The sequence below is a fragment of the Ferrimonas kyonanensis DSM 18153 genome (assembly GCF_000425405.1).
Classification (GTDB): Bacteria; Pseudomonadota; Gammaproteobacteria; order Enterobacterales; family Shewanellaceae; genus Ferrimonas; species Ferrimonas kyonanensis.
The window spans coordinates 142,556-154,979 of record NZ_AUDJ01000014.1; the positions used below are offsets into that span (position 1 = coordinate 142,556).

Sequence of the window (12,424 nt, forward strand, 5' to 3'; positions counted from 1 at the left end):
CGCTGCCTGTTTTCGTTTTCTGAACTGAAACCGAATCCTTTGTAAAATTAGATGTCTAAGGCCAAGAATTACGTTCTTTTTTGATCTGACCACCGTTTTTCCACCCTCTCAACTGATAAAGTTAGCCCGCCTTTCAATTGCGTGGTTGATGGCGATCAACTAGGTTAATTGGGGATAAAAAAAATGGGGCGGGTTTTTCACTGCCCTGACAGCGTGTGAGGATGAGATAAATGTTTAAGAAATTATTGTGCGTGTTCTTTGGTATGGGTCTGGCATTCAGTGTATCTGCTGCCGATGTCATTGCCGATATGCATGCCGAGATGTCCGGTTGTGAAACCTGTCATGCCGATGGTGCTCCGTCTGAAGACGGCGCCTATGAAGCGGCTCAGTGTGCGGATTGTCATGGCGGCCTGGCCGACATGGAAGCGCCACACCCGGCCCACGACGGTATGCTGGAGTGCACCGACTGTCACATGGTGCATGAGCAGGAAGTGGGTCAACACCCAACCTGTGATGCCTGTCATGATGACGGCCGCACCGCTAACTAAGTTGGTGTGACAGTAAAAACCCGCCGATTGGCGGGTTTTTTTGTGCGTGTCTGAGTGTTGAGACTCAGTGAGCCGCCAGATAATCCAGCACCACCTGATGGTGATCCTTGGTTTTAAACTTATTGAACAGGTGCTCGACTTTGCCCTCTGGGCTGATCAGGAAGCTGAGACGGTGAATGCCGTCGTATTCCCGTCCCATGAATTTCTTCAGTCCCCAGACACCAAAGGCATCGGCGATGGCATGATCTTCGTCGGAGAGCAGATCAAAGTTGAGATTGTCCCGCTCGATGAACTTAGCCAGCCGTTTAACCGGATCTGGACTGATGCCCAGCACGACGGTGTTCAGGGCTGCCAGTTCGGCCTTGGAATCACGCAAACTGCAGGCTTGAGTGGTGCACCCTGGAGTCATCGCTTTCGGGTAGAAGTACACCAGCACCCGTTTGCCGGGGAAATTGGCCAGGGAAACGACGTCGCCGTGTTGGTTCTTGAGTTCGAATTGTGGGGCATCCGCGCCCGCCTGTAATGGATTCATTATGTCCCTAATTGGTAGTTTCGTTGGTATCCATCCGTCTGATACGGCAATCCAGTGTCATCTGTTCACCCAGAGTGGTCAGTTGCTGCTCCAGATGATCGATGTCGGTGTTCTCCGGAATATTAATGAACAGTTCCAGTTGCTGCAACGCTTTGCCATCTTCTGCGGTGCCTGCATGAGTTCGCATGCCGGCAAGATCCTGCCCCAGGTCGGCCAGACACTGGGTGACCTGGCGCATGGTGCCGCGGCGGTCTTCGCCGGAGTATTCCACTGCCAGGCGGGCGATGTGCTGCTGCGGTACGTGTTCACTGGTGCGTTTGCTGATGGTCAGCAGATCCAGCTGTGCCGCCTTTGCGGGCAGCTCATTTTCCATCAGGGCGATGGCGGCATAACTGCCGGCAACCAGCATGATGAGATTAAATTCGTTGCCATAGGTAGCCATGCGGCTGTCAATGATGTCGCAGTCGCAGCTGGCGGTCAGTTTAGCCAGTTGGTTGACGATCCCTGGGCGGTCGGTGCCCATTGCCGTAACCGCAAGATATTGGGTCATGGTGGTCCTTTCTTGGCAGGTGATTGAAGGCCATCGAATCGATGCAAGTCGATCATGCTAGCACAATAAATTTACTCTATGGATGAGAATAACTTATGAGTCCAGGTTATCCGAAACCGGAAGGGGACGGCGGCAGCCCTGTCAGGGGTCGAAATCAGGATGAGGAAAATCCATCGGATTAAGCTCCGTCTAACCGGCCTCCATCCCTTGTCAATGCTGGTTGGCACAAGTACCATAGCTTGTTCAAAGGTCTAGGGATTTCAGAAGATGTTTAGCGGAAGTATAGTAGCGCTGGTGACTCCACTACTGGCGGATGGCGCCGTAGATTATGTCGCTCTTAATGAGTTGGTTGAGTTTCATATTGAGCAGGGTACCGATGCCATTGTCGCGGTGGGCACCACCGGAGAATCCGCGACCCTGAATCCCGACGAACATATCCAGGTGGTGGCGGCCGTGGTCAAGGCGGTGGCCGGGCGCATTCCTGTGATCGGCGGTGCCGGTGCCAATGCGACCGCCGAAGCCATTGAGTTGACTCGTCGTTGTGAGGCCGTGGGCGTGGATGCCACCCTATCGGTAACCCCCTATTACAACAAGCCAACCCAGGCTGGGCTGATCGCTCATTACAGTGCCATCGAGGCGATCGCGACCAAACCGGTCATCCTTTATAACGTACCGGGCCGCACGTGTTGCGACCTGTTGCCGGAAACAACCGCCGTGCTGGCGAAACTTCCCGGGATTATTGCAATCAAAGACGCTACGGGTGACTTGAGCCGGGTGCCAGTGTTGCAGCAGCTGTGTCCGGATGACTTTTTGCTGTTCAGTGGGGATGACCCGACCAGCATGGAGTTCATCGGCCTCGGTGGCCACGGCGTCATCTCTGTCACCAATAATGTGGCACCAGCCTGTTTTAAGGCGATGTGCGACGCCGCTGCCCGCGGCGATATGGCGGCGGCTAAAGCCAGCAATGACAAGCTGATTGGGCTGTATTCGGCGCTGTTTGCCGAAGCCAATCCTATTCCGGTGAAGTGGGCATTGGCGGAGATGGGCAAAATGCCACTGGCAACCTTGCGTTTGCCGTTAACTGAATTATCTGAAGCGCACCATGACACGGTGCGTCACGCGTTGGTGCAGGCCGGCGTGCTATAAAAAGGAAAAAAGAATGAAGCGAGTTTTACTAGGAGTGTTGGTAGTATCTGCACTTGCAGGATGCAGCACTCCGCTGGAGCGGCGTCAGGCCAGTGGCAGCTACGATTACACCACTCAGCCTGAACCGGTTCCGATGAAGGTGCCTAAGCAGTTGAAAGAGCCTGCCATCAGTTCTGAGTATCAGCTGCCTGGGCCAACCACAGGCAGCCAGGCCATGGGCGCCCGCGTCGACGTTCGTCCGCCGCTGCAGGTATTGCCTTTGGCACCGGGCACTCGGCTGCAAGAGGGCGCAGACAGCGTTACCGTTCTGATTGAAAACCAGTTTGAAGACATCAACCTGAAACAGGAGATGCTGGAGAACCTGACGAAATTCCTGGCTCACAAGTCAATTCCGGTCACCGACACCGACAACAGCGCCGGTGTTCTGAAGACCGACTGGATCGAGACGGTGGAGGAGTTCGGTGGTTCTATCTGGGGTAAAGACGAGTACCGCCTGCGTCAGCGTTATCAATTTAATATCGAAGTGAAGGACAACGGTCGTACCGGGGCCCTGACCATCGAGCTGACGGACCACGAAGAGTTGATCGATGAACAGGACCAGGACGTGGTTCTGACCGACTCGGATAAGCGTCGTTATTCCATTGATATGCTGAATAATGCCATCTCTTACATGAACTTCCAGCGAAAGCAGGAGCGTAAGATACGTCAGATTCAGGATTCTGAAGGCATGGAATTGTCGTTGGGTAAAGACGCCGACGGCAACGCGGCATTTACCGCGAACGCCGAGTTTGAGCGAGTCTGGAGCCGCTTGGACAAGGTGCTGCCTGTACTTGGCTTTACCGTAAAGGATCTGGATAAGAGCCAGGGCACCTACTACGTCGACTACGATCCCAACCAGGGGTTCTGGGCCAGCCTGTGGGGGGATAACGACCTGCTGGCGCTGAAATCCGGGGCTTACCGAATTAAGCTTAGCGAAGAGGGTGGGGTCTCCGCCCTGAGCTTCCAGGATGCCGACGGTCAACCGCTGGATGATGAGCTAGTGACTTCCTTGTATGAGCAGTTTGCTGAGTACATGAAGAAGAACGCCCGCTCGTTGTAACTCGGTGGCATAGTCATCCCAACGCCCGGCAATCGCCGGGCGTTTTTGTTGCTGGCGATCATCGCGGTTTGTTGATGGTGCAGGAGTTGAGCACGCCGCCGAGCAAATGTTAATCAATGTTCCTTTTTGTGATCGCGCTCGGGAAAAATCCCTCTAACTGAGCTGGGTCACAATAGCGTGGTTTATTGATGGAGTTAGCGTCCATTAAATCCCTCCTATAATTGTCTTGGTGTGCAGCCGATCACGTTTTGCCGGAACCCGTGACGCCTTCGGCAGTTGAAACTTTTTCACGCAACAATCCGGTTACATCGGCGCGGCGTAATGCACTGATATACCTTCCATTATTGATGTTTTGTATGGGTTGCAAACATTTCTTTATGCATAATTTAAGCTGGTTGTAATATTCTGATTTTAAAACAGTATTTTTTGTTTGTTGTTGTTTTTTCTGCTTTCGAAGCGTGACAGGGATGGAGATTTTCCGGCATTTTGGTGGGTTTTGCAGGGTTTGATTTGCAAAATTTGCCTACATAGAATTCGCCGATAACGAAAACGAAATGCAGGCGCCTTGTTGAATTTGCGTGAGCGTCTGTTTCGACAATGTTGGATTAACCGCAGGGGTTATCGATGTCAACGCAATCCTCCTATCAACAGCGGCGAAAGCCCGCCAGTGAGTTTGAGTCCAGAGACAGCTATCTGGAAAACGAGCTGAGTATCATGAACTTCAGGCGCTGGCGCCTGCACCTTCCTTTCCGGGATTTCGGCATTGAGCTGGAAGATCTGGTGCCGGCCCTGGCCGCTACCATCGGCAAGGTGGTGATGGTGACTGCCATGGCGGCGGCGTTTGCCACCCAGTTTGGCCTGTCGGCAGAGTTTGTCGCTGAAAACGTGCGCTACGAGTTGCTGATCGCCGGGGTGCTGTTTGCCGTAGTGTTCTCGGCGCTGCTCAATCCCAACACCAACCTTGCCGGAACTCACGGGCCGATGATTCCGCTGATTCCGTTGATTGCGGCAGCCGGGGGCCATCCACTGGCGCTGGGGATCATGGTGGGCGTGTTTGGCTTACTGCTCAGTTTCAGTAAAGGGGGCTCCAAGTTGGTGACTCTCAGTGGAGAAGGGGTCCGGGGCGGACTGCTGATCTACTTGGGCGCCATGGGACTGGTGGGCCAGATTGGCAAACTGGAGCTGTGGTCCGAAGGGATCGGCATGGGCTTTGTCTCCTTTGGGGTGATTTTCGCGACCGTGGTGATTTACGCCTATCTGGCCCGGGTGCAGAAGCGCTGGTTGGCGATTCCCTTGTGCTCGTTCCTGGCTGGCGTCGTGGCCTATGCCATGGGCACGCCGTTTGAGTTTGTCACCGAGCCCGGGTTGCCACCGATGAGTCCGACCTTCTGGTGGGGAGAGACCACCGGTTGGAAGCTGGGTTGGCCGGATCTGAACCACTTTATCGCGGTGATCCCATTTGCCATTCTGGCGGTGGCCATGTGGTCTCCGGATTTCCTCGGTCATCGAGTGTTCCAGGAACTGAACTACCCCAAGAAAGCCAAAGGGGTACTGATGAACGTCGACGACACCATGACCGTTTGCTCCATTCGTCAGATTGTCGGCTCTGTTCTTGGTGGCGGTAACCTGGCGTCTTCCTGGGGCACCTACATGATTCCCGCGGCCATCGCCAAGCGCCCGATCCCTGGCGGCGCCCTACTCACCGGTGTGATGTGCGTGCTGGCGGCGGTGCTGGGCTATCCGATGGATCTGGCCATGTGGGAACCGGTATTGCGGGTGGCGCTGCTGGTGGGGGTGTTCCTGCCGTTGTTGGAAGCGGGCATGCAGATGGTTCGTGACAACCAGAGTGCTCAGAGTGCCGGCGTGTGCATGTTCTCCTGTGCCTTTGTGAACCCGGTCTTCGGGTGGGCATTGACCATGCTGCTGGACAACATGGGCCTGATTGGCGACAAGAAGCGCAGCGCATCGCTGTCCTTTGCCGACCGCGTGGTGATTCCGCTGATCGCCTTTATCGTCTGTGTGGGCTCCCTGGCGCTGGTAGGACAGTTGCCTGGCATTCCTGCCATTCTGTAAATTGGTGACATAAAAAAGCGGCTGTGGGGTCTCCACAGCCGCTTTTTTGTGCCTGCTATTCAGTCGCGCTGGAAGGGGTAGACACTACCCAGATTGAGAATCTGGGTCAGCCGATCCAAGGCGGTCAGTGACTCCTCCAGCAGGCTTGGGTCGCGAAGGTCGTTCAGTGTCAACTGATCGCGGTAGTGGCCGTTGACCCAGTCTCGCAGGGCTTGGTGCTGCCCCGCATCCAGCAAAGTCGCCTGGTTTACCGCCGCCAACTCGGTGTCGGTCAGTGCCACCCGTAGGCGCAGGCAGGCGGGACCGCCGCCGTTTTGCATACTTTGCTTAACGTTATAAAACAATACGTTACTTATGGGGTTGGCGGCGGCGACCAGGGATTGCAGGTACTGATTAACCTGAGCGTTGTCCTGACACTCTGTGGGGGCAACAATCACCATCTCGCCGCTGGGCAGAGTCAGAATCTGAGTGTTGAACAGGTAGCTGCGAACCGCATTGTCGATGCTGACCTGGTCGGTACCGACGCGAATGAAATGCAACTCGCTGTCACCGAATTTGCGTTGAATCTCCGCCAGCTTTGCCTCGGTGTCGAGGAAAGCCTGTTCATGATAGAACAGCACGTTCTGATTGCCGACGGCGATGACGTCGTTGTGAAAGACCCCCTGATCGATGACGTCGGGGTTTTGTTGCAGGTAAACGGTGCGGGCATCGTCCAGTTGGTGCAGGCGGGCCACGGCCTGACTGGCTTCCAGCGTTTGCCGGGCCGGGTAGCGCTGTGGTTTAGGTTGACTGGGATCCGAGCCGTGTTGACCGAAGACAAACAACTGCACCCCCGCTTGGCCGTAATCCCGGCACAGGCGGGTGTGGTTGGCCGCGCCTTCATCGCCGAACATGTCGTGGGCCGGCAGGGCGGCGTGATGGTGGAAATGATCCGGATGATTAAAGGTCGCGCCCAGAATGCGTCCGGTGACGTCATGCTCGATGGCGCGGTGGAACTTGTTGACCAGGTTGGCGGGGGTGAAATGCACCTTGTTGTCGCGGCTGTCGGCACTGGGGGAGACGGTGGCGGCATTGGCGGTCCACATGCTGGAAGCGGAGTAGCAGGCCATCAGCAGATGCGGTGCGGTGTCGTAGGCTTGCTGCAGTATCTGGCCGTTACTGCCGGAAAATCCCAGGGTTTTCAAGGTATGGATGTCCGGACGCTGCTGGGGAGCCAGTACGCCTTGGTGCAGGCCCAGTTGCTTCACTGACCACATTTTTTCTAACCCTTGCAGGGCTGCCGCTTTCGGATTTGAAACCGCCTGAGCGTTGGATTGGGAGGCCACATTGCCAAAAGAGAGACCGGCGTAATTATGGGTCGGGCCTACCAGGCCATCGAAGTTGGCTTCAAATGCACGCATGAAAATTCCTTATTTTATTTATAGTTGAGGTCCTGAATCCGATGGGGAAACCGGCAAGCGGTCCGGGTTCGGGAAGTCAACAGTATAAAGAGGAAACTGTGATGGACAAGGGGAAAAATTGCCATCGGCGTTTACAATTGCATAACTATTACTTGCGTTGAGCGCGGCATTGCATTAGTAATTTTTTTAGGTGCGTTTTTAGTCCAAAAAAAATTTGTTGGACAAAAATCGACTAACTAGTGGCTTGAAAGCGGGGCAAAGCTTGAAACTGGCGGATGTTCCCTCTATATATGGAGCCACTTTATTTGAATCAGCTTGTTAACAGGTGCCTATTCCTCCGTCATGGCTAAATCACTGGTAATTGTGGAGTCGCCCGCCAAGGCGAAAACCATTAACAAATATCTCGGCAACGACTTCATCGTAAAGTCGTCGGTGGGCCACATTCGTGATCTTCCGACTTCCGCCAGTCAATCGACCTCGTCAGTGCCGGCCAAGCCCGCTGCCGAAGTGCGAAAGATGTCGCCCGAAGAGAAGGCAGAATACAAGCGCAATCGTGAATACCAGGGCTTGATCGCCCGCATGGGCATCGACCCCGAGCACGACTGGAAAGCCAACTACCAGGTGCTGCCTGGCAAAGAAAAGGTGGTCAAGGAGTTGCAAACTCTGGCTGCCAAGGCGGATCACGTCTATCTCGCAACGGATTTGGACCGCGAAGGGGAAGCCATTGCCTGGCACCTGCAACAGGTGATTGGCGGTGATGACGAACGTTATCGCCGGGTGGTGTTTAACGAGATCACCAAAAGTGCCATTAAAGATGCCTTCTCCAACCCTCTGGAGCTGAACCAGGCCCGGGTTAATGCTCAGCAGGCCCGTCGATTCCTCGATCGGGTGGTGGGCTTTATGGTATCGCCGCTGCTGTGGAAGAAGATTGGCCGCGGCCTTTCCGCCGGCCGGGTACAGTCGGTGGCGGTTCGCTTGCTGGTGGAGCGTGAGCGTGAGATTCGCGCCTTTGTGCCGGAAGAGTTCTGGGATCTGCATGCCGACCTGAGCTGCGCCTCCAGCGACGCCTTGCGGATGCAGGTAAGCCGCTATCAGGGCGATAAGTTGGCCCTGACCAACGAAACCCAGGCCAAGGCGGCGGTGGCGGCACTGACAGCCGCCTCTTACACTGTCAGTGGCCGGGAGGATAAGCCCAGCAAGAGCAAGCCCCAGGCGCCGTTCATCACCTCGACCCTGCAACAGGCGGCGAGCACCCGTCTGGGTTTTGGGGTGAAAAAGACCATGACCCTGGCCCAGCGCCTGTATGAAGCCGGTTACATCACCTACATGCGTACCGACTCCACCAACCTCAGCAAAGAAGCGGTGGCCAACTGCCGCGACTATGTGACCGAGTGGTACGGCAGCGAGTACCTGCCTGACTCCCCTAAGGTGTATGGCAGCAAAGAGGGCGCTCAGGAAGCGCACGAAGCGATTCGTCCTTCCGATGTGACCGTTAAGGCCGACAGCCTCAAGGGAATGGAGCGAGATGCCGAGCGACTGTACGACCTGATTTGGCGCCAGTTTGTTGCCTGCCAGATGACCGAGGCCAAGTACGATTCGACCACCTTGACCGTGGTGGCCGATGACTATGAACTCAAGGCCAAGGGCCGCATCATGCGTTTCGATGGCTGGACCCGGGTACAGCCGCCACTGCGCCGCAAAGGGGAAGAGGATCTGATCCTGCCGCCGGTCAAAGTTGGCGACAGCCTGAGTCTGAAGCAGTTGGATCCCAAGCAGCACTTCACCAAGCCACCGGCCCGCTTCAATGAAGCGTCACTGGTGAAAGAGCTGGAGAAGCGAGGCATTGGCCGTCCGTCTACCTACGCGTCCATCATCTCGACCATTGTCGATCGGGGCTACGTAAAGGTGGAAAATCGCCGTTTCTTTGCCGAGAAGATGGGCGAGATCGTAACCGACCGACTGGTGGGGAACTTTGAAAATCTGCTCAACTACGACTTTACCGCCGGCATGGAGCAGACCCTGGATAAAATTGCCGACGATCAGCGCGACTGGAAACAGGTGCTGAACGAGTTCTATGGCGAGTTTACCGAGCGTCTGGATCATGCCGGGTTGCCCGCGGAAGAGGGCGGTATGGTCGGCAATGAGATGGTGCTGACCGACATTCCGTGCCCAACCTGTGAGCGCCCCATGGGGATTCGTACTGCCACCACCGGGGTGTTCCTGGGGTGCAGTGGCTATAATCTGCCGCCGAAGGAGCGCTGCAAGACCACCATTAACCTGACCCCGGGAGACGAAGCGGAAGCGGTGTTGTCCGGTGAAGATATGGAAACGGAAGCGCTGCGTAGCAAGCGTCGTTGTGGTGTTTGTGGTACCGCCATGGACAGCTACCTTATCGATGAAACCCGTAAGCTGCATGTGTGTGGTAACAACCCCAACTGCGATGGTTATGAAGTCGAGCAGGGTACCTTTAAAATTAAGGGCTATGACGGTCCGATCATCGAGTGTGATCGTTGCGGTGCCGACATGGAACTGAAAAACGGCCGTTTTGGTAAGTACTTTGCCTGCACCAATACCGAAGCCTGCAAAAACACCCGCAAGCTGCTGAAAAGCGGTGAAGTGGCGCCACCGAAAGAGGACCCGGTCCAGTTGCCGGAGTTGGCTTGTGAGAAATCCGATGCGCACTTCGTGTTGCGAGACGGCGCTGCCGGGTTGTTCCTGGCGGCCAGTACCTTCCCGAAGAGTCGTGAGACCCGGGCTCCTAAGGTGGAGGAGTTGGTGCGTTTCAAGGACCGCATCTCGCCGAAGTTCACCTACCTGACCGAAGCGCCGGCCAAGGACCCTGACGGCAACCTGGCGGTGCTGAAGTTCAGCCGTAAGACTAAAGAGCAGTACGTTGCTACCGAAGTCGATGGCAAGGCCACCGGCTGGACCGCCAAATACGTGGATGGTAAGTGGGTGGAAGAGCTGGCGAAAAAGCGCAAGCCGGCGGCAAAGAAGAAAGCCTGATTTTGCTGATCCTAAGCCAATAAAAAAGCCCGCTGCCATGCAGCGGGCTTTTTTTAGGTCTTGAGAACGCCCTAAAGAGCGAATTTACGCACTTTGGCGCTGTTGCAGGACCAGGTGCTGCACAATGTCTTCGATGCTTAGCAGCGGCATTTGATGAGCTTTGGCGAATTTCACCAGTTCCGGCAGGCGCATCATGTCGCCGTCGTCATGGGCGACTTCACAGATGACGCCGGCCGGCTTGAGTCCGGCCAGTTGCATCAGTTCCACCGAGCCTTCGGTGTGGCCGCGACGGCTCAGCACGCCACCGGGGTTGGCTCGCAGCGGGAACACATGGCCGGGGCGAGCCAGATCACCGGGTTGGCAGTGATCGGCGACGGCGGTGCGAATGGTGGTGACCCGATCCGCTGCCGATACGCCGGTGGTGACGCCCACCTTGGCTTCAATGGAGACGGTGAACGCGGTGCCGTTCTGGCTGGAGTTGTGGTCGACCATCGGCGGCAGCGCCAGGGCGTCGGCCCGTTCATGGGTCAGGCACAGACAGACAATGCCGCTGCCGTGGCGAATGAGCAATGCCATCTGCTCTTTAGTGATGGATTGAGCGGCATAGACGATGTCGCCTTCGTTCTCCCGATCTTCGTCGTCGACCAGAAGCACCCCCTGGCCCAGTTTAAGGGCGTCAATGGCGGCGAGTACGCGTTGCTCGGCTGTGCCGGCAAGTAATGGCTGATTCATGGCAGTTCCTTTAATAATACAATGAGATACCAGAATCAGGGCATAGGAGATTACCCGGGCAAGGTGCACAGGTAAACGGGCCCGCTGCGAGTGCAGCGTTGGCCTTGCAGAGACACCAGCATCAGAGATGGCGCCCTTATCCTCTTTCATCCGGACTGTAACCGTCGGCTCTGGTTTCGCACCAGATCTGCTGACCCCACCACCAGGTGGGCGCTCGCGGGCTCACTCCCGATAAGGAAGTTTACCGCCGGTGGGGAGTTTCACCCCGCCCTGAGAATAGTTGCCCGAAGGCACCGCCATGCTACTCCCGCTGAGGCAGCGGCACAATGGACAAACCGGCAAACGACTTGATCAGAAAACAAATTCGCGGCAAAGATCTCAGATTGGAACCTAAGCCGACGGGTTAACGCCAGGGGGAACACAGGAAAGCAGGCCGGAGGGTTCCGGCCCGAGTGCGGGGAGTTACCACTTCTTCTTTGGTTGGAACAGTTCGTCCAGATCGTCGGTGCGCTTCGGTTTGCTGGTTTCCACCGGCTGCTTGCTGCCTTCGATGGTGTCGAGCAGTTCGTTGGTTTTGGCCAGCATTCGAGCGCGGTAATCCGGAGAGGCCAGCACCTGGTTATTGAGGGCCAGGGTGATTTTCGACAGCAGCATCTTGGCCGAACCGTGCTGGCGAGCGTTGACCAGGTTACGGGCCCGGTTGAGCAGCACCTCGATGTGGATGCGCAGCTGCAGTTTGTCGATCTTCAGCTCTTCGTCGGTAAACACATCGGCATTGATGCGGCCTTTATTGTGTTCATTGCGCAGCACCGGCTTGAGTTTTTTTAGAGTCTGGATCAGTACCAGAGTCTGTTTCTCGTTGCTGGGCAACTGAAACAGGTCGATGCTTTCCTGTCCGGCGTTGGAATCCTGAAGCCCCTTTAGCTGGGCCATGGTCTGGGCGATGCGAGAGTCCATGTCAGTGTTGGCCGGACTCATCTGCTTGGCGGTCTTAAGGGCATCGAGAATGCGCTGATTCAGTGTTTGCAGCAGGGCATTGCTCATGGGCAACAGAGCGGCCTGGGAAAGGATCTCTTCGGACTCTTCGATTATGGCCCGCTGGCGAGCCAGCTCTTTCCGCCGATTGGCTTCTTTAGCTTCGTGGTGCTGATAGACCAGATTGATGGCGATGATAACCAGCAGGGCAATCAACACCATAACGACAACGGCAAAAAATGACATGCAATAGCAAAGAGTTAGAATTTTTATCAATGTTACACTATTGTCCAGTGAGTTGCATCTTAACGGATACGGCTTTGCTATATTCCATTTGCGTTTTAGAACCATCGGGTTTATAAC

10 protein-coding genes and 1 riboswitch are annotated in these 12,424 nt (G+C 55.7%); of the genes, 5 read left to right on the forward strand and 5 right to left on the reverse strand.

Translation table 11 applies throughout. The annotated features are described in order from the left end of the window. Positions 1-230 precede the first annotated feature (230 nt). Complete coding sequence (locus tag H598_RS0106435; RefSeq protein ID WP_028112282.1) at positions 231-548, forward strand: cytochrome c3 family protein; 318 nt, start codon at positions 231-233, stop codon at positions 546-548. A gap of 64 nt (positions 549-612) precedes the next feature. Here H598_RS0106435 and bcp read toward each other — a convergent pair whose 3' ends face one another. After that, positions 613-1,080: a thioredoxin-dependent thiol peroxidase gene (gene bcp / locus H598_RS0106440; protein WP_028112283.1), complete on the reverse strand. Its 468-nt coding sequence runs from the start codon at positions 1,078-1,080 to the stop codon at positions 613-615. Positions 1,081-1,087: 7 nt separating this feature from the next. Then, entirely contained in the window at positions 1,088-1,630 is a 543-nt protein-coding gene (locus H598_RS0106445; RefSeq protein WP_028112284.1) for a glycine cleavage system transcriptional repressor, read from the reverse strand. Positions 1,631-1,897: 267 nt separating this feature from the next. Here H598_RS0106445 and dapA point away from each other — a divergent pair, with 267 nt between their 5' ends. The 3 genes from dapA (at position 1,898) to H598_RS0106460 (ending at position 5,948) form a co-directional block, all read left to right on the forward strand. After that, complete coding sequence (gene dapA / locus H598_RS0106450) at positions 1,898-2,776, forward strand: 4-hydroxy-tetrahydrodipicolinate synthase (protein WP_028112285.1); 879 nt, start codon at positions 1,898-1,900, stop codon at positions 2,774-2,776. A 13-nt stretch (positions 2,777-2,789) separates the two neighbouring features. Next, positions 2,790-3,875: an outer membrane protein assembly factor BamC gene (gene bamC, locus H598_RS0106455; protein ID WP_028112286.1), complete on the forward strand. Its 1,086-nt coding sequence runs from the start codon at positions 2,790-2,792 to the stop codon at positions 3,873-3,875. Positions 3,876-4,499: 624 nt separating this feature from the next. Beyond that, complete coding sequence (locus tag H598_RS0106460) at positions 4,500-5,948, forward strand: DUF3360 family protein (RefSeq protein ID WP_028112287.1); 1,449 nt, start codon at positions 4,500-4,502, stop codon at positions 5,946-5,948. 59 nt (positions 5,949-6,007) lie between these two features. Here H598_RS0106460 and astB read toward each other — a convergent pair whose 3' ends face one another. Continuing rightward, the gene (gene astB, locus H598_RS0106465) at positions 6,008-7,348 is read right to left on the reverse strand and encodes an N-succinylarginine dihydrolase (RefSeq protein ID WP_028112288.1); all 1,341 of its coding nucleotides are present in this window, start codon (positions 7,346-7,348) and stop codon (positions 6,008-6,010) included. Positions 7,349-7,690: 342 nt separating this feature from the next. Here astB and topA point away from each other — a divergent pair, with 342 nt between their 5' ends. After that, the gene (topA, locus tag H598_RS0106470; RefSeq protein ID WP_028112289.1) at positions 7,691-10,354 is read left to right on the forward strand and encodes a type I DNA topoisomerase; all 2,664 of its coding nucleotides are present in this window, start codon (positions 7,691-7,693) and stop codon (positions 10,352-10,354) included. Between the two features lie 84 nt (positions 10,355-10,438). Here the strand turns inward: topA and ribB are convergent, their stop codons facing one another. Beyond that, on the reverse strand, positions 10,439-11,086 hold the full coding sequence (ribB, locus tag H598_RS0106475; protein ID WP_028112290.1) for a 3,4-dihydroxy-2-butanone-4-phosphate synthase: 648 nt from the start codon (positions 11,084-11,086) through the stop codon (positions 10,439-10,441). Positions 11,087-11,220: 134 nt separating this feature from the next. Beyond that, positions 11,221-11,368, reverse strand: a riboswitch (FMN riboswitch). 180 nt (positions 11,369-11,548) lie between these two features. Beyond that, on the reverse strand, positions 11,549-12,307 hold the full coding sequence (locus tag H598_RS0106480) for a hypothetical protein (RefSeq protein WP_028112291.1): 759 nt from the start codon (positions 12,305-12,307) through the stop codon (positions 11,549-11,551). Between the last annotated feature and the right edge of the window lie 117 nt (positions 12,308-12,424).